Annotated in this window: 15 protein-coding genes; 6 read left to right on the top strand and 9 right to left on the bottom strand. The window is 62.3% G+C overall.

Going from position 1 to position 17,620, the window contains the following annotated elements:
* Window positions 1–155: 155 nt before the first annotated feature.
* Both F462_RS08055 and F462_RS13375 read left to right on the top strand, forming a co-directional pair.
* On the top strand, window positions 156–1,088 hold the full coding sequence (locus F462_RS08055; protein ID WP_038053124.1) for a retron St85 family effector protein: 933 nt from the start codon (window positions 156–158) through the stop codon (window positions 1,086–1,088).
* Window positions 1,085–1,789 carry a reverse transcriptase domain-containing protein gene (locus F462_RS13375; protein WP_081911382.1) on the top strand — a complete coding sequence of 235 codons (705 nt, stop codon included), beginning with the start codon at window positions 1,085–1,087 and terminating at the stop codon, window positions 1,787–1,789. The genes F462_RS08055 and F462_RS13375 overlap by 4 nt, the downstream gene beginning before the upstream one ends.
* An 820-nt stretch (window positions 1,790–2,609) precedes the next feature.
* Here F462_RS13375 and F462_RS08045 read toward each other — a convergent pair.
* Window positions 2,610–3,038, bottom strand: coding sequence for a hypothetical protein (locus tag F462_RS08045; protein WP_038053117.1), 429 nt, complete (start codon window positions 3,036–3,038; stop codon window positions 2,610–2,612).
* Window positions 3,039–3,350: 312 nt separating this feature from the next.
* Here F462_RS08045 and F462_RS08040 point away from each other — a divergent pair, with 312 nt between their 5' ends.
* The 4 genes from F462_RS08040 to lnt all read left to right on the top strand — a co-directional run bounded on the left by F462_RS08040 (window position 3,351) and on the right by lnt (window position 7,566).
* The gene (locus F462_RS08040) at window positions 3,351–4,922 is read left to right on the top strand and encodes a TolC family protein (protein WP_038053114.1); all 1,572 of its coding nucleotides are present in this window, start codon (window positions 3,351–3,353) and stop codon (window positions 4,920–4,922) included.
* Window positions 4,923–5,083: 161 nt separating this feature from the next.
* On the top strand, window positions 5,084–5,491 hold the full coding sequence (locus F462_RS08035; RefSeq protein WP_038044967.1) for a hypothetical protein: 408 nt from the start codon (window positions 5,084–5,086) through the stop codon (window positions 5,489–5,491).
* Between the two features lie 49 nt (window positions 5,492–5,540).
* Complete coding sequence (locus F462_RS08030) at window positions 5,541–5,948, top strand: hypothetical protein (RefSeq protein WP_038053112.1); 408 nt, start codon at window positions 5,541–5,543, stop codon at window positions 5,946–5,948.
* Window positions 5,949–6,030: 82 nt separating this feature from the next.
* The gene (gene lnt / locus F462_RS08025; protein ID WP_208854167.1) at window positions 6,031–7,566 is read left to right on the top strand and encodes an apolipoprotein N-acyltransferase; all 1,536 of its coding nucleotides are present in this window, start codon (window positions 6,031–6,033) and stop codon (window positions 7,564–7,566) included.
* Here the strand turns inward: lnt and F462_RS08020 are convergent.
* From F462_RS08020 to F462_RS07985, 8 genes are all read right to left on the bottom strand, one after another.
* Entirely contained in the window at window positions 7,544–8,728 is a 1,185-nt protein-coding gene (locus tag F462_RS08020) for an ABC transporter permease (protein WP_026280134.1), read from the bottom strand. The two genes, lnt and F462_RS08020, sit on opposite strands and share 23 nt — an antisense overlap.
* Window positions 8,729–8,736: 8 nt before the next feature.
* On the bottom strand, window positions 8,737–9,435 hold the full coding sequence (locus tag F462_RS08015) for an ABC transporter ATP-binding protein (RefSeq protein ID WP_018140143.1): 699 nt from the start codon (window positions 9,433–9,435) through the stop codon (window positions 8,737–8,739).
* Window positions 9,435–11,201: a PAS domain S-box protein gene (locus F462_RS08010; RefSeq protein WP_208854133.1), complete on the bottom strand. Its 1,767-nt coding sequence runs from the start codon at window positions 11,199–11,201 to the stop codon at window positions 9,435–9,437. Before F462_RS08010 ends, F462_RS08015 begins: the two co-directional genes overlap by 1 nt.
* Window positions 11,198–12,691: a TolC family protein gene (locus F462_RS08005; protein WP_371180496.1), complete on the bottom strand. Its 1,494-nt coding sequence runs from the start codon at window positions 12,689–12,691 to the stop codon at window positions 11,198–11,200. Before F462_RS08005 ends, F462_RS08010 begins: the two co-directional genes overlap by 4 nt.
* 523 nt (window positions 12,692–13,214) lie before the next feature.
* Window positions 13,215–13,541: a hypothetical protein gene (locus F462_RS08000; protein WP_208854166.1), complete on the bottom strand. Its 327-nt coding sequence runs from the start codon at window positions 13,539–13,541 to the stop codon at window positions 13,215–13,217.
* A 564-nt stretch (window positions 13,542–14,105) separates the two neighbouring features.
* Window positions 14,106–14,807: a 2OG-Fe(II) oxygenase gene (locus F462_RS07995; protein ID WP_081911381.1), complete on the bottom strand. Its 702-nt coding sequence runs from the start codon at window positions 14,805–14,807 to the stop codon at window positions 14,106–14,108.
* Window positions 14,808–15,065: 258 nt separating this feature from the next.
* On the bottom strand, window positions 15,066–15,938 hold the full coding sequence (locus F462_RS07990) for a DMT family transporter (RefSeq protein ID WP_018141528.1): 873 nt from the start codon (window positions 15,936–15,938) through the stop codon (window positions 15,066–15,068).
* A gap of 288 nt (window positions 15,939–16,226) precedes the next feature.
* Entirely contained in the window at window positions 16,227–17,576 is a 1,350-nt protein-coding gene (locus F462_RS07985) for an ABC transporter substrate-binding protein (protein ID WP_018141527.1), read from the bottom strand.
* Window positions 17,577–17,620: the final 44 nt, after the last annotated feature.

Here is a 17,620-nt window from a genome sequence, read left to right as displayed (position 1 = left end):
GCTTGGCGCGCCCACACCCTTTTGATACCGTGAAGGTGCCTAGCATTTTGGCCTCCGGGCCAACGAAGCGTGAGTCACGTTTCGCCTAAGCACTGCCTGTCAGCTCCTTTACACTGATCCTTGCTTGCAGGGTCAGCGTCGCGTCAAGGTAGGCAATGTTCTCGGGTGACTACAAATCGACCAAAAGCACTGCATATCGCACCATTAGTCTCCTAGAACAGACCATCGGTCAGCGGCGGGTTGCCCTCCAGGACGGCGGGCCCCGCCTCATTTTCTTGTGCGGCGCAAACAAGCTCGACCAAACCCTCTCAGAAAGGCGAGTTGCGTTGCGCGCATTTATCCAGACCCACGTTCCAAACTCTCACGTAATAATCGCAGAAGACTTTTTCCGCGCACGTCTTCAACATCCCAAACGCGGCAAACGCGCCAGAAACCTATTCGACATCGAGAAAGACCTCTCGGACATCTCCGACCACATACTCATCGTCCTAGAGGGCGAAGGCGCTTTCTGTGAACTTGGCGCGTTTTCACACGAAGAGCTACGAAAGAAACTGCTCATCGTAAACAACTCCGCGCACGCCCAATCGAATTCGTTCATCAACCTCGGCCCGATTGCGGCAATAGAAGCCGCGACCCCCTATCCTTCCGTGGCCTGGTACCCAATGGAACCGCACGGCAAGGAAGAAGGCGACGGGATTGCCCTAACATTCCCCCTTCTCATCCGAGCAATAAAAAAGACTGGTTCCTCACGCACCAAAAAAATAGGCAAGGACGCCCTCGATCCATCCATGGGGCCCAGCAAGGTTCGCCTACTGTTCTTGCATGACCTCATTCGGATTGCAGGACCGATTACTTACCCATCACTTATCGACCTACTGAAAATCCTCTTCGGAGAAGAGAAACGCTTCGACCCTGTCCGGGAGTCTGTCGCCCTCCTAATATCGCTCGGGTTAATTGAATATGAGCATCCGGGGCCTATTAAATCAAAGACCGACCACCTTTTTCTTGATTTCGGAGAGGATCCGCACGAACTCCAAATGAAGTTCGCCATGATCCGGATGCGCGATGCCTGCCGGGGCGAATCATGAATATGATACTCGGGACTATTGCTGCGGAACTTGAAATAGAAGAGAGCGACCTAAGAAAGTCGTTAGATTCCGCGGCCGAACGAAAAAGATACGTCAAGATTCCGAAAAAATCTGGAGACGGGTTCCGAAGGCTAGTTATCCCACCACAAGAACACAAACTTATTCAGTATTGGACGACACAGAACATCCTCTCTAAGCTTGCGCTAAGCCCGCATGCTACAGCATTTCACAAGGGTGCCTCAGTAGTCGAAAATGCCCGGCGGCATGCCGGTGGTATTTACTTTGTTAGAATGGACATATCCGATTTCTTCCCGTCAATTGAATCAGCAGATTTAATCAAGTTCCTTTTGTCAATCGATAGCTCTAACCCAATCATTGGGTCAGCAGATGATCGAACATATATGGATACCCTATTCCACGACGGACGATGCGCAATTGGTTACCCAATCTCGCCTCATGTAGCAAACTTAGTCATGAAGCCAATTGACGATGCTATCGCCGATCGACTCAACGAAGAGAGCGATCTTCTAGGAAATCCTGTTTATACGCGATATGCTGACGATATTACGATCTCTATTTCAAGAAAAGGTTTCAAAAGTGACGTTTTAGATATCGTTCGCACCGCGATACATAATGCAAAATCACCATCGTTGAAAATAAACAATAGCAAGACGAAGTTTGGTAGCCGACTACGGCGGTAGCGCATTCGTTACAGGTCTTCGAATCTGCAAAGATGGCCGTCTAACACTCCACCGGAAATATAAGGATCACGTGCGACTTCTCGCTCAGATTTTTAGCAGGGGAGAACTTTGTCGGACCGAGATCGAGCGATTGAAGGGGCATCTATTTTATTGCGCGCACGCAGACCCCCAGTTTTTCAATAAACTGATAACCAAGCATTTTGAGTCGCTCGGACCACTCATCGAACGAAAGCCGGCAGCCCTTATCTCCGACCGTTTGGAGACGGATGAGTAACCCCCAGGTAGTCTAGTAGACCCATGAGGTCCAAGCACAAGGGGTGGCTCGTACAGTTATTGAAAGAACTCCAAGGCGGGACGCCCTAGGGGCGCCCCGCTGTGCTCCGAAGGTCCCAGGTGTGGGTTCGCGTTTCGACGCAGACATCCGAGGCCGGCGCTTCGACGCCCAGCACCTGATTACCCTTCTCTTCTCCATACGCGCCGAGCTCGTCACTCCAGACTTTCATTAAGGTCAGTGGGCAACGGCGCAGTTCCTCTACGAAGCGGTCCCATTGGCCTGCGTCGGCTGCGAGCGCGGCGGATCGGATGGGATCTTCAGCATCCCCTCGAAGGCGACAGACGTAACTCTCGCCAGATGCCTACGGCCGGGGTTCCGTAGAACGCGAACTGGCGAATACGCCAAGCCGACGCCCATGCCTGGACCCGTTGTGCCGGGGTGTCTGACACTTGTCCGACAGGTTCGTCTTCGCCCAAAGGGTCAGACCTTGCCTTTTGCCTCTCTGGTGTAGGTGGGTCAAAAGGCAAAGCCTACCCCGACTTACGTTCAGGCTGTCTCGGCGGTGATGAGGCCTCGCTGGAGGTCGACGGTGATCCGTTGGCCCTCGATGACCGTGGCGCAGGCCAGCAGGAAGATTTCCACGAACTCGTTGCGCTCCTCCTCAGGCATCTCCGAGGAGGTATTGGAGCCATTGAAGGTGCCGAACATGGTGTCGTGGGCGCCAGCCGAGTACAGGATCAGTCGCTGCATGGCGGCCTGGTCGTCCGGCGATGGCGCGGCGGTGTCCAGGACCGGCTCGTCCAGCTTCTGCTTGATGGTGGAATAGAGATGGAACAGGTATTCCGCCGCGCTCTGGCGCCCCCGCCGATCCTGCAGGGTAAATTCGGCGGAGACCGCCTGGCCGCTGCGGGCACGCAGCACGATGTGTTTCGGTTCCGGCTGATCGTCGGCGTACGGGTTCAGGATGTTGGCCACGATGTATCCAGAAGGGTATGGACGAATGGCGTGCCAGAGTACGAGACCGCCTTCGCGATTTCCATGACACCGCCTTCGCTTGCGCTTCAAGCCGACAGGTACCGACGTGCGCACTTCGCGCTGCGGTCGGGTCGAGGATCGGGATCCATTCCCGATGATGGTCAATGCCGGCACCCCTGCGGCCGGTCGAGCCGCAGCTTTACTGCATAAGGGTCGGCTTGGGATACTGCCTGCATGGGATGGCGCGCAGGTTTGCGGGCGGTCGCCGGAAACTCACCCGCTGATCGAGATCGCGCTCCCCTCCCGCCAGCCATGCGTTTGTTCAAACATCCTGCCCTCTTCGGCTGCCTCCTGGTCCTGGCGACGACCGCCGCGGCTGACCCGGCGAATCCTAGCGACCCGGACCGGGCAGTCGCGGCGGCCGACTCCGCAATTGAATCGCGCATGCGAGCCGGGAGCGCGCCCCTGCGCCTGACGTTGCGCGAGACCTTGCAGGTCGCGCTTGCCCGCAATCCGTCACTGCGCGGCGCGTACCTGGGCCGTGTGGTCGACCAGGCCAATCTGGATCTGGCCAACCAGGCCTTTCACCCCCGGAGCGCCGTGACGCTTCAGGCTCGCGAGCAGCGTACAGCGGGCGCGAACGGCGTGCGGACCCGCACCGCCAGTGTCAATCCAAGTGCCAGCCTCGCGCTTCCCACCGGCGCGCAGGCGGGCCTGAACTGGCGGATTGAACGGGTACTCGAATCCGACGCGCCCAACACCCCGCCAGACAGCGCCTCCGCAGTCACGCTGGAGATCACGCAGCCGCTATTGCGCGGTGGCGGTCTGGAGATTGGCCGGGCGCCGGTGGAACGTGCGCACCTGAACGAGGAACAGAATGCACTGGCCCTGGAGTCCCAGGTCATCAGCACCCTCGCCCAGGTAATTCAGGCCTACCGCAACCTGATCCTGGAAAACCAGCGGGTCGAACTCGCCGAGCTCGCCCTGGAAAGAAGCCGCCAAGAGCTGGAAAACCGGACGGAGCTGGTGGAACGCGGTCGGCTGGCGGCGGCGGATCTGGCCCCGGCGCGCGAGAGCCTTGCGCGCCAAGAGCTACAGCAGGCGCAGACCCAGGAGCGCCGGGATCAGGCCGAGCTCGATCTGATTCGACTGATTGGGCTGGAACCCGGGGTGAGGCTCGAGCCGCGGGACGCGATTGATGTCCACGACATTGACGGACTCCTCGCCGATACACCCCCCCTCGAACGCGCGATGGATACGGCACTGGATCGGAGTCCGGAATTTCGCCAATCGCTGGTCACGCAACGGCTTACTGCTCTCGATCGAACGCTGGCCGAGGACGCCAACCGTTGGCAACTGGATGTGTCCGCCTCGGTCGAACTGCGGGGCGATAGCCCGTCCACCACTCGAGCCATCGAGCGCGGCTTCGAGGAGTCTCCTGGCCACTCCCTGGGCCTGCGCCTCAGCATCCCCTGGGGAGACCGGCACACGCGTCAACAACGCCTTGGCGCGGCACGAGTGGAGCAGCGTCAGGCACGCCTGCGGACCCAGGAACTCCGAACATCCATCCGCATTGAGGTCGAACGTGCCCTTGGGGCGCTGGAGAGCCGGCGGGATCAACTTCATCTCGCCGAACAAGCGCTGGATCTGGCACAACAGGCTGTGGCGATCGAGCAGGAAAAGCTCGCAGTCGGGCGTTCCTCGGGGTTCGAGGTCGAAAGCGTGGAGCGCGAGCTCCGGGAGGCGGAGCAGGCGTTGCTGGATGCCGCCATCAACTACCAGAACGCCCAGACCGACCTGGATCAGGCGATGGGCATCGTGCTCGAACGCTGGGATCTGGCGATCCCATCCAGGACAACAGACACATCCGCATACATCGATTGAGATCCTCATCGTGGCTCGGTCATCCGGCGTATGCCCGGAGGCTTCATCCCCGCCCAAAACACCCCGCCTTACGCTGGACTCACGCCATATAAAGGTGTCGGCACTGCCCATGCTAGGCTGGCTCGCATTCAACGGCGAACAAGCACGGAGGCCACGTCCAAATGATCCCTCTACCGATACGACGCGCCTTATTGCTGAGCATGACATTTGCCTTGGTGGCTACCTCGGGATCCAGCCTGGCCTCGAACACCAGCAGCGCCAACGTAGGTGACGTGCTGCGCGCGGGGGACCAGACCCGCGTAAAGGCCTTGATCGGCTCCACCGGCTGCATGGAACTGCGGGGCCTGAGCGATAGTGAGGTGCAGGGATATCAGATCATCGAGTCCTACCGTGGAGGCCTCACGACCACGGTCAAGGACCGCGATCGGGAGCGCTGGCGCGAAGGCGAGACGAAACGGTTCGACTTCCGTAACTCCGCAATCATGGTGCTCTCTGGCTCCGTGGAGATAACGGAGATCAACCGTAGCGGCGGCGGCTGCCCCGATCGCCTCGGACTGCGCGTCGGCTGATGGCCACGGCAGGGCAAACCTGCACCCCCACCCCAACCCGGTATCCGCAATGAATCCAATTTCTCGCCTGTTCACCGCTGCGGTCGTGCTTTCGCTCGCCTCGGTGACCCTCTCCTCTGCGGTCGCCTCAGGGGGTGGCAGCTCCGCCAATGAAGGGGACGTCCTGCGCAGCGGCGACAGCGTGCAGCTCGCCACGCAAAGCTTCGCCACCGGGTGCATCGGATTCCGCGGGCTTGCCGACAGCACCCTGCAGGGATACGCAATGGTGATGGACCCAGACTCGCACATGGAAAGTCTCACACTCACAGCCCGCGACCGGGAACAGTGGCGCGAAGGCGAGAGCAAGCGGCTGGATTTCAGCCACCGTTCGGAGGTTCACGTTGTCTCCGGGCAGGTCGAGATCACCGAGATCAACTACAGCGGCGGCGGCTGTCCGAACCGCCTCGGCATACGCTAATCCGCCAAGCAGCTCCGCCACACCCACCGTTACGGCACCCGTGATCCAGCGGTCCGCCCTGTCCGCACTCGTGCGTGCGGGCCTGCTGGCAGGTTCCGCGGTTCTCTTTCACCTGAGTTTTCCGGAGGGCCCCCTGCCCGGGGCCTTCGTCCTGATATCCATTGCTCTTCTGGGGCTCGCCTTGCAGGGCCTGACCATCGGCGCATCCGCTGCGGCCGGCCTTCTGGCGGGCCTGGGCTACTGGCTGCCATCGCTTGGATGGGTCGTATCCGGCACCGAAGCCTGGCTCGGCTTCCCATGGATCCTTGGCAGCCTGATGGTGCTGGGGCTGGCGCTCCTGCACGCAGCACCCTACGCGCTGTTCTCCGGTGCCGTCGCCGCACTTGCACTGCGCCTGGAACGTCCCGCTGAGGCCCTGCTCGCAGCGGGGCTGCTGACGGTGGTCCTGTCCTTCTCGCCGCAGGTCGTTCCCGGACATTTTGCCTACGCCCTGCTCGCCCACCCCCTGCTGGCACAAGTCGTCGATCTGGGCGGCATACCCCTGTTGCTCTTTTTCTCGGCCGCGATCGGCTTTCTCGCCGCCGGCATGCTGATCGCGGTGAGTCGCCACACGCTTACCCCAGTCGCGCCAGTACTGCTCGGCTTGCTGGTGGTGACCCTGCTGGCCTACGGGAGCCTGCGCCTGGATGCACTGGAACGGGCCGCTCCGGAACACAGCACCCGGTTGGGCCTGGTACAGCCCAATATCCCGGTACATGTGCGGCGCGACGACATGCCGATGGCCGATCGAAACAACGACATCGACACCGCCATTGCGCAGACTCGCAAGTTGCACAAGACCGACCCGGATCTGGATCTGGTGATCTGGCCCGAGGCGGCCATGACGCTTCAGGCGGCTCCGCAATCCTGGGGGCATCGCGCCCTTGCCGCCCTGGCCGACGAGATCGGGGTACCCATACTGGTCAACGGGACCGAACACCGGGATGACCCGGCCCATGGCACTCACAACGTCGCCCTACTGTTCGAGCCTGGGGCCGGCCTGTCCGGGACCTACCGCAAACGCAAGCTCGTGCCATTCGGCGAATACCTGCCGTTCGAAGCGCAACTACCCTGGCTACGCGAGCGCCTGCCACATGCCTCACGCTTCAGCCCGGGACACCCGGAACCGTCCCTGACCGGGCCCGACGGGGTGCACCTGGCCCCGACGATCTGTTTCGAGAGTCTGTTCGCCAACCTCGTGCGCGAGAACCTGTCGGGGCAAGCGGGGATCATCGTGAACATCAGCAATCACGCCTGGTTCGGTTCGCCGCGCGCCGCGGATGCGCACCGGGCCATCGCGCGCGCACGCAGCCTGGAGAACCGCAGTCCGTTGGTCATGCTGCACAACACCGGAGGCGGGGCTGTCTTCGACGCGACGGGCCGAGTGGTGCCAGGTAGCGAGACGCCTCAGTGGCGGAGCACGACCCAAAGCATCGTGGTCCACACCGTGGCGGAGCGCCCTTTCTACCAGCGCCATGGCGACCGCTTCATTCACGGCCTGGCCGTGCTGGTCCTGCTGGCCAGCCTCCATCGTGGCTGGCGCCGGCGGGGACGCTCTACTCGCTACGCAGTGCGATGATCGGATCCAGCCGCGAGGCCTGCAGGGCGGGGTAATAGCCGAAGGCAATCCCCGTCAGCGTGGAGACGGAAACGCCCAGCAGTACCGCCATGGGTGCCGCCACGAACGGGTTACCAGTGAAATGGGCAAAGGCGATGGCCACCCCGGTTCCCAACGCGGCCCCAATGACACCGCCCAGCAGACACAGCATGACCGCCTCGACCAGGAACTGGCGACGGATGTCGGCATTGCGGGCCCCGATGGCAAGCCGAATGCCGATCTCCTTGCGTCGCTCGGTGACCGATACCAGCATGATGTTCATGATCCCTACGCCCCCCACGATGAGCGCAATACTGCCGATCGCGCCCAGCATGATCGTGAACATGCGGCTTTGCTGCTCCATGTTGGCCAGCAACTGTTCGGCACTATTCACCTCGACGGGCAACCCCGGGGCGCGCTCCTCCACCCAGGTCTCGATGGTTCGCGCCAGTTCCTGATGGTCGGCCTGTGGATGCACACGCGCCAGGATGCCTTCCAGCTGGTTATCGGCATCGAAACGCTGCAGGGCCTCGATCGGCAGAAAGATCGTCCGGTTCGGGGAGATCGGACTCACCCCGCCGCCTCGTGGATACGGCTCCAGGATTCCGGCCACCGTCATGGTGTAGCCGTCCAGCCCCACTCGGTCACCCACTTCCAGCGGCTGGTTGGTTTGCGCGGCATAGTTCGATGCCACCTCGGAACCGACCACACCCTGGAGCTCCACCCCATCCAGCTCGGAGACCCAGCGCCCGGCGGCCAGGCGCACCCGCAAGAGCCCCTGTAACGCCTCGGTCGCCCCCGTCAGCCGGACATTCTGGGTCTCCGCGCCCGCTCGCAGTTGCGCACTCGCAGAATCAAATGGCGCGACTTGAATCAATTGCGGCAGGGCCGGCCCCAATGCCCGAGCCAGTGCAAGGTCCAGCTGGTTACGCGCGGGGTCGTCCTCATCCGTGGCGTAGCGCTGTCGGATATTGATGACATTGGTCCCCATCGCGCGAAACTGCTCCAGCACCGCGTTGTGCATGATGGACCCGACATTCAGCATCGCGATGACCGAGGCCGTGCCGATCACGATCCCCAGTAGCGCCAGCAGGGAGCGCTGCTTGGTCGCCACAATATTGCGGCTCGCCTCGCCCAGGAGCAGCCCCAGCCTCATGCCGGCACCTGCTCCGGGCCGGCGACCACACCGTCCCGGATGACCAGTTGCCGGGGACACTCCCGTGCGATGGCCGGGTCGTGGGTGATGATCACCACGGTCACGCCTTCGCCGTTCAGCTCGTGGAACAGATCCATGATCTCGCGGCCCACACTCGAATCCAGCGCACCGGTGGGCTCATCCGCCAACACCACGGAAGGGTTCCCCACCAGTGCACGCGCAATCGCGACCCGCTGGCGCTGGCCGCCGGAGAGCTCGTTGGGTCGATGATCGACCCGATCACCCATGCCGACTCGACCTAGGATCTCGCGCGCACGGCGACGCATCTCCCGCTTGCTCACGTCCTGATACAGCAGCGGCAGCCCCACGTTATCCAGGGCCGTCAGTCGCGGCAGCAAGTGAAAGGTCTGGAATACGAAACCGATCTGCTGATTGCGGTAATGCGCCAGGGCATCGGGCGCGAGTTGCAGCACGTCCCGACCCTCGAAAAAGAAATCACCCGAAGACGGGCGTTCAAGCATCCCGATGATGTTCATCAGCGTGGACTTGCCGGAGCCGGAAGCCCCCATCAGCGAGGCCAGTTCACCCCGGTGGATCTCGAGTTGAACTCCGCGCAGGACGTGCACATCGGTGGGTCCGACGCGATAGGAGCGATGGACGTCTTGCAGGCTAACCAGCGGTTGCGCCGCGGACATCAACCTTCACCACCGGGTGGCAACAGCCGGTCTCCGGGTTCCACGCCGCTTCGCACCTGGACCCCATCGTATCGGGACCGGCCGAGTTCCACGGCGACCCGCTCGGAGCCGTTGGATGTCTGCCGCAGGACCCAACGCTCCGACCCGCTCCCGCCCAGATAGGCATGGGGCACGACCACCGCATCCGAATCCTGCTGCGTGATCACATCCACGGAGGCGGACATCCCCACCCGAATCCGTTCCAGGTCCTGGTCGTCGAGGTCATCAATACGCACGATCAGGCGGAACGATGGCAGACCTCGTCCGCTCCCCTCCTGCGCTTGCGAAGACACATAGGACACCCGGGCCGGCATCGGGTCACCCCCGCCTCGCACCACGTTCACCCGGGCCGACTGGCCCGCCTGGACGTCATGGATATCCAGCTCATCAACGGTGCCTTCGATCTCCAGGGAAGACAGGTCGCCCACCGCCAGCAGGGCGGCACCACTGGACACACGCCCCCCAGCCTCTACCCGCTCGCCGTCATCCCGGTCCTCGCCAAGGGGCGCCAGAACGACGCCATCGACCGGGGCATACACGCGGGCCCCCTCACGCTGGCGTTGTACCTGCTCATACTCCGCGCGCGCGTTCTCCACCTCGACGCGCGCCCGCGCAATCGCCCGCTCACCGCCCTGACGCGAGGTCTCCGCAAGGTCTTCTCGCGCGGCCTCGACCCGCACTCGGGATTCTTCCACTCGCTCCCGGGCCGCCCGCAACTCGCGCTCGGGAACGATGCCACGTTCGAATAGATGCTCGACATCATCCAGTTCGCGCTGATCGTTACTCAAATTGCGTTCGGCCTGCCTCAGACTGCGGCGTGAACTGGCCATCTCGCGGCCCTGCTCCCAGTCCTCCAGGTCCTCAAGCTCCGACTCGGCATCCGCCAGGTCGCTGCGTGCACGCCGATAGCGGATATCGATTTCGGTCGAATCGAGTTCCAGCAGAAGATCACCCTCGTCCACCCGCTCGCCATACTCAACGTGACGGGCCACCACGGTGGACTCGAAAGGACTGACCAGCGTAATGACATCGCCCGGACGAAACCGCCCGGAAAAGCTCGTGGTGCTTTCCACCGCGCGCGATTGCACCTCGAACGCTCCGGGCTGAGTGGCGTCGACGACCGGGGCATCGCTGGCACCAAATTCGGGCAACGCGGCGTTCGGAATGGCCCAGTACCCAGCACCCGCAAACACGGCCACAACGGCGGCCGTCATCATCAGCCGCATGCGGCCGGAACGGCGGTACGCCTGCTGCAAGGCCTCGCTGTTCGCCTCGATTTCCAGGAAGGCGTCCTGCAATTCCTTGTGTTTGCCGCGCAGCTCATCGGAAAGGCTCTGCTCGGCCTGACGTGCCTGCTCCAGGTCGGTCACATCCGTAAACACCGCGAGCACGGCGCGCTCGCCCCCGGCTTGCCGGGGCGCCAGATAGGAGGTGGTCAATTTCAGCGAACGTACGTGCCCACCCACGCTGATGGACACCATCTGGTCGGGCTGCATCACACCGGAATAGACCGCCTCGAACAAAGCATCGACGAAGGCCGCGTAGCCCTCTTCTCCGATAAACACCTCGGCCAGGCTGCGTCCTTCTGCCTCATCGGCCCGTAACCCGAGAATCGCCGCCCCGGCGGGATTCAAGGTTGTGATCGCGCCAGAGGCGTCGACGACCAGCACCCCGTCCGCCATTGAATCCAGGATCTGCTGACTCAACATAACTGGACTGTCGCTCATGGCATCACTCCCGCTTCAGGGAGCGACAGCCCCCAGCTATCCAGCGTGGTCCCCAGCGCCCGGTCCAGCGCAGTCTGCGCATTCAGATACGCAATCACGGCGTCCAACAAGCTCTGTTCGGCCTGCTGGAGGTTCTGTTCGGTTGCATTGACCTGGAACGACGTCGTCCGTCCCACCGCCAGCCGCTCACGCTCGATCTCCAGGCTTTCGCGCGCCAATTCCAGCGAACGCTGCGCCAAGCCCAACTGTTGCCAGCGACTGTTCAGATCATTCAGGGAACGCTCCACTTCCAGCTCCAGCTCGACCTCTCGTTCGGAGAACTGGATTTCCGATTGCTGCAGGCGAATGCGGGACTCAAGCAGCCGAACCGGCCGCTCCGGATCCAGGATCGGGATCTCCAACTCCAGCCCCAACGCATATCCCGGACGCTCGTCAAGCGTCGAACCGGTGGCCTGCCGAGCGCTTCGCCCGGTCGCCCCGGCATCCAGCGAGGCATTCAGATCGAGTCTCCAGAGGTGTTCATTCTCGGCCAGCATCTGCCCGATCGATTCGATCTCGCGCGCGATCCGCAGGCGCAAATAATCCGGACGGTTGTCACGCGCAATCGATGTGGCCGCTTCCAGCGAGGGAGATCGAACGCGAAGGCTCTCAAGCGCCTCCAGCTCGACCGTGTCACGCAGACGAAGGCGCGTGTCACGCCCCAGGTTGAGCAGTCGCAGGAGCTCCAGCCGCGACTGATCCACGGCGTCTTCGGCCTGGCTAACACTGAAGCGCTGATTGGCCAGGCGCGACTCGGTCTGCACCAGTTCGTTGGCTGCCATACGCCCTCGCTCCACCAGCGCACGATTGCGTTCCAGCTGTTCAACGGTGCGCTCCAGGGATGCTATCGCAATCTCCAGGCGCTGCTGGCCCTGCAACAGCGCGCGATACGCCGCAATCACACTATCGATGGTCCCGACCACCGTCTCTTCCAGCCCCAGGGCACTCGCGGTTTCCTGCAAGCGGGCAATCTCCAGCGGAGCCCGACCCACCGCCAGGCCGCCGCCACGCAGTAACGGCTGATTCAGGTCCAGCGAAAGTTGAGAGCTGCGCGAGGTTTGGATGGCGGGCTCATCCAGGCCATGGTCCTGGTCAAGATTCCAGCTGAAACCGATCCGCCCCCCGGTCGGAAGTTCGGTATCCAGGGAGGGCGAGAGGGTGCTCGAACGCTGAGTATCGGCATCGTCCCCGGGCGCGCGGTTCTGCTGGGCGCCCAATACGATCGTACCCTGCGGCCGAAATTGCGCCTCGGCCACCGCCAGATTCAACTGATCCACCACGCGATCCAGATACGCGCTTTGCAGCTGGGTATTCCGCCGCAGGGCCAGGGCAATGGCCTCGGCCAGCCCCAACTCCAACTCGCTGCCCGACAGTGGGGCAGGCTCGTATTCGTGGACATTGAAACTACCTGCAGAAGCAGCGGCCGTGGGCATCACAACCCATGCGGACACTGCAAACGCCAAGCTGGCCAGCACACCCGTGACCCAGCATGCTGGCCAGCCTCGCGTGTCACCTAACACGTGCGGTTCGTTTAGATCCGAGACCTAACGTCGTTCCCGAGTGCACAGCCAACCGGTTTGGGACGAATACTCACTACTGCTGGCACCACTGCTGAGCCGTTCGGCATGATGCTCGCGCAGGTACGACTCCAGATCCGAGTTGCTCACATTTCCAAAATACTGCCCGAAGTTCGCACCGGTTGCGCCACTACCACAGCCACTTCCGGTACTTCCTATACCCACGCACACACAAATCGTAGAAGCGTTCGCGGTCGCGCCGAGCATCACCCCACCGAGCAGCATCATCGTAGCCAGTCGCTTTTTCATCTTTTCTCCTAATTGTCGAATCCATCAGACAGCCGTTCAGCTTCCCCCGTGAAAGGGCGAGGGCCTCAACGGTGCCGCGGTGCCGTTGTAATTGGGTTCTGCATACGTTTGCCTGGAAGCTGCTCGACAGCCGCGAAGCGGAGGCGGCTCACGGCCACCGGCAAGACTTGGAGCACTCGACCCGGTGGCTCAGTTCATCCTGATCGTCATACCAGGTGATCTCGACTTCACTGGAGTAGTAGGAGGCATATCCTGGCAACGACATCCGAACCGAATTCAGGTCGCCCCCGTCCAGTTGATACGCGTAGTTCCCATACCAGCCGTCCCAGACGAATTCCTCGCTGGCGCCGGGGGCAAGCCTGAACTGCCGTTGTTCATAATCCGCCGATCCGTGCAGGACCGTAATGGTCCCCTGCAGTGCCTCACTGGAGCGGTTCTCGAGTCGCAGCTCGGAAACCTCGTCAGCCGTGGCCATTCCCGCCGAAATCGTGGCCATCCCAACCGCAGCCACCAGCGCCCACCGTGTCACTCGTCCCATCCATCACCTCTCGTGTCGATCGGAACCGCGCAACGACCGCCCCGATGTCATGATCGCCCGAGCCTAACCAGGCGCCGTTCGAGCGGTATCAGATCACAAACCGTGATTCAGTTCAGATTTCGCCCTAATGCGGCTAACGGAAAGCTCACGCTTCCGGCGAGTAACCGCACCCAGACGGAGGATCCGGCGCGAGCCCAAGCTCTAGGGAGACGCTGATTGAATCGCACGTCCGCGCTCGAGTCGCTTTTGCGTGCGAACAAGGCGCGGTGACTGCCGTGCAGTCACTCTGCACAAGGGAACCGCAACGCTGTGCGCGCGCAAAAGCGGCCGAGCCCCTGCTTTCAATGGCTTGTGGGGTTGGTGCCCCCTGTTCCCCCGATCCTGCGTTGCGCCCCGAATCCATCAGAAACGGGCGGGTAGAACCACTACCCGCTGCACGACGCGCCTTGTCTCGGAAAACAGGGGGCACCAACGCGGACGTGCGATTCAATCAGCGTCTCCCTAGAAGCGATTGAGACTGGCAAAGGGGCCGGCAGGATCGCGAACACGCATCCAGGAAGCGATGCTGGCGCGCCAGCGGCGAGTCGGGAGGACGGCGTGGGGTACGTCCTGGCTGAGGAACATCACCAGGGTGCCGGCGCAGGGCTGGATGCGCTGGATCTCGCGATCGTCCTGGTCGTAGATGGCCAGCTCCCCGCCATCGCGGGCGCGCCAGTGTCGGTTGAGATAGAGCACCAGCGACAGGCGACGGCAGTTGCTGGCCTGAAAGGCATCCACATGGCGGGCGTAATGAGCGCCCGGCGGATAGAGGGCAAAGTGGGACTCGGTCTCGAATAACCCCGGGATCAAGGTACGACTGACCTGCAGGCGCACCTGGTCCAGCGCCGCCACAAAGGCCTGCTGCGCCGGGCTCGCGCCATCCAGCCAGTGGATCCAGTCCCCGCGGGTGGCGAGATCCCGGCGGCGGCCGCTTGCGCGGCCAATCCTGGCGCGCTCGAGCCGACTACTATCGCGCAGGGCATAGAGCTCGTCGCGCAGGGCATCGACCAGCCCTTCCTCCAGGAACCCAGGCCAGACCACAGGCTCACTGGCAGCGAGCCGATCCAGCCAGTCAGGCACAGGAGCGGTGCCGAGCCCGCACTCTGCGGGCGTTACTGCAAGGGATACGCTACCGGGAGCCGCGATCGGCGGGGTGGGCACCACACCGACGGGCGCCGCTAATTGAGTTTTCAAACCCTTATAGCCTCGTTCAACGTTGCACGGGATGTGCGGTCAGTCAGGTCGGTCCCGGGCAGGCTCAGCACCCGCCAGAGCGGCCCAATCGGCCGACCGAAACGACCGATGCCCCGACAGACCCTCCACCCAGCACAACCATTGCTTATACACCAGAACGGACCGTGAGGCTGACAAACGTCGGCAGGGTTCGTTGTGGTTTCTCGAGGCCGATGCGAGGCCCAGCGGTTACTGTCCGTCAGATTTCAAGCCTTCGGAGTTTTCCAACCTCCTCGGCTTGGCGACCACCAGCGCGATACCACCCAGAACGGCTATGCCCGCGAGCACCAGGCGCAGCGTCAACGGTTCTGCCAGAAGACCGATTCCCGCGATCGCGGTGATCACGGGCACGCTTAGCTGGGCGACCGCGGCGGTAGAGGTCCGAATGAGCTTGAGCGCGGCGTACCAGACCGCGTATCCCAGTCCGGAGGCCAACGCGCCCGATGCAATGGCCAGCAGAACTCCCGGAAGGTCCAGAACGGCACCGGGAATGAATGCGAGCGCTACGACCAGGGCGGGTAAGCTCGCCAAGAGGAAATTCGCGGCCGTTACCCGGGTGGGGTCACCGCCTGCGCTCGCCCGCAGCGTGTAGACACCCCAAGCAACACCAGCCGCGATCATCAGTGCAGCAGGCATCGGCGGTGGCGCCGAGAGTCCGGGCGACAGCAACCAAATGAGCCCCGCGAGCGCCAGGGCAAACCCGGTCCACTGGCGTGACGTCAAACGTTCGCCGGTCGCCAGATACCAACTGACCATGGTCACCTGGACCGCGCCGAACAGCAGCAACGCCCCGGTCGCGGCCGTCAACGAGATATAGGCAAACGAAAACCCAATGGCGTATACGAATAGCGCCAGGGCCGAACCCCAATTGCCCCGTCCTTCGGGAAGGGCCGGCTGGGCGCGAACGATCAGCCATAGGATGATCGCACCGGAAACGAGCCGGATCGCGGTGAAGCTGACCGGATCGATGGAAGTCGACGTAAACGCGGCGCGCGTCAGAATGGAATTGGCAGCGAACGCAATGAGCGCCACTGACATCAATATGACAACGCGTACCGGCATCAGCGTCGGATTCCTTTTAAGTGAAGGGAGGATGCGATGCATCCACACCCAGCGGGATCGACAAAGGCCGAACAGCCCGGATGATAGCGTGACGAGCAAGGTATGGCGCCGAAAATGGCACCGCGAGTTCAGAGAGGCGTAGAACCCTGAATGGGTCCCTCGGCTTCACCGCTACGAATGCGACCCGCCAATCACGTATCAGGAACAAAAAAGCCATGACCGGACAGATCGGCCATGGCTTCCTAACACAAACGAGCGGGAAAACCCGCTAAGCAAAAAGATAAAACACTAGTAACGAAGGACGGCCAGCTCGACAGTGGAACCACCGTTCTCACTGGCATATTCCTCGGCGTCACCAGCCCGCATGAAGGCGACGTAGTCGTCGTCGGTTTCCACAAAAGAGGCGACATGGCCGAACAGCTTCAGGCCCGTACCGTGGTCGTACACATACGTCGCACGAACTTCATCGGAACCGGATTCCTCGACCTCTTCAACCGCGGCCAGCATCTCACCAATGGAGTCGTACTTGATGATGCCCTCTTCGGCAAACCAGACCTCGGCCGGCGGAAGCCCGCCTGCGCCCGGTTCGGAGCGGGTGATCTTGCCTAGTTGCTCCTCGTAGTCCTTGCCCTGAGCCTCGTAAACCGCGCGGACAAAGCTGTCGTCCACCCAGCGATCAAAGTCTAGATCCGGGACCGAACGCTCCCGCTGCAACGTGGAGTGGTGATACTTGAGCGCATCGACCCACTCGGGCTTCAGGGTCGGATCGACCGAGGTAATGCCACCCTCGCTAAAGTACAGGTACAGGACCTCTTTCTCGATCGTGGTCCACTCTTCCAGCTTGGTCGCCGCCCGCTTGGGGTCTTCCATGATCCATTCCTGAGCCTCCATGGTCGCCGCGATGTACGCCTCGACCACACGCGGATGCTCTTCCGCGAAGTCATCCCGCACCACGGTCCCGTGGAAGGTCGGCTGGCCAACCTCGCTGCCATCGAAGACCTTGCGGCCAAAGCCGCGATACTCCATGACCTCGGACCAGGGCGTGAAATTCGCATGGGCATCGATGTTGCCAGTGCGGATATTCGCCACCCCGACCGGTGGCCCCTGATCCCGAAGTTGCACGTCATCCGCAATGCCGGCCTGGCTCAGGGCGTCCAGGGTCATACCCCAGGCGGCACTGCCGAACGGCGTCGAAAGCTGCTTGCCGGCAAGGTCTTCCAGCCGCTGCGCAGGGGAATCGACGGGGACGACGATACCGTTGCCCGTCCCACGGGCGTTGTAACCCGTCATAGCTACGAAAAGGGACTCGGCACGACCCGTGTTCTGGAAGGTCGCACCGTTCACGATGAGCGGGTAGTCACCCATGACCCCGAACTCGAGCTGCCCGGCGATCATTCGGTTGGTGATCGGCGGACCGGAGTCGAAATCCGCATACTGGACGACAAAATCGACGTCCTCGTACCGGCCATCCGTCGGCAAATGTTCCTCGAAAAGACGCAGGCGTTCGACGACGACCCCGCCCGATACCGTATTAGTGACCTGACTCTGGTGCCCGACCCGGATCTGGATCGTCTCGGCCACCGCGGCCCCGGAAAAGGCCGCGATTGCTACACCGGCAACAATTGGCTTCCAACGCATGGTTCTTCTCCCAAAAAAGTGTCCGCCAAAATGGCGCATCCAAC

The organism is Thioalkalivibrio sp. ALJ1 (assembly GCF_000745395.1).
In the GTDB taxonomy this organism is placed as follows: Bacteria; Pseudomonadota; Gammaproteobacteria; order Ectothiorhodospirales; family Ectothiorhodospiraceae; genus Thioalkalivibrio.
Note: the sequence above shows the minus strand (reverse complement) of the source record. Positions and strands in the feature narration are given on the sequence as shown.

Bases quoted from the DNA above. Each gene is read 5' to 3' on its own strand.
- F462_RS08035 (WP_038044967.1), top strand. From the start codon at position 5,084: ATGATCCCTCTACCGATACGACGCGCCTTATTGCTGAGCATGACATTT.
- F462_RS08030 (WP_038053112.1), top strand. From the start codon at position 5,541: ATGAATCCAATTTCTCGCCTGTTCACCGCTGCGGTCGTGCTTTCGCTC.
- F462_RS08010 (WP_208854133.1), bottom strand. From the start codon at position 11,201: ATGAGCGACAGTCCAGTTATGTTGAGTCAGCAGATCCTGGATTCAATG.
- F462_RS08040 (WP_038053114.1), top strand. From the start codon at position 3,351: ATGCGTTTGTTCAAACATCCTGCCCTCTTCGGCTGCCTCCTGGTCCTG.
- F462_RS07990 (WP_018141528.1), bottom strand. From the start codon at position 15,938: ATGCCGGTACGCGTTGTCATATTGATGTCAGTGGCGCTCATTGCGTTC.
- F462_RS08015 (WP_018140143.1), bottom strand. From the start codon at position 9,435: ATGTCCGCGGCGCAACCGCTGGTTAGCCTGCAAGACGTCCATCGCTCC.
- F462_RS08000 (WP_208854166.1), bottom strand. From the start codon at position 13,541: ATGGCCACGGCTGACGAGGTTTCCGAGCTGCGACTCGAGAACCGCTCC.
- F462_RS08055 (WP_038053124.1), top strand. From the start codon at position 156: ATGTTCTCGGGTGACTACAAATCGACCAAAAGCACTGCATATCGCACC.
- F462_RS13375 (WP_081911382.1), top strand. From the start codon at position 1,085: ATGAATATGATACTCGGGACTATTGCTGCGGAACTTGAAATAGAAGAG.
- F462_RS07985 (WP_018141527.1), bottom strand. From the start codon at position 17,576: ATGCGTTGGAAGCCAATTGTTGCCGGTGTAGCAATCGCGGCCTTTTCC.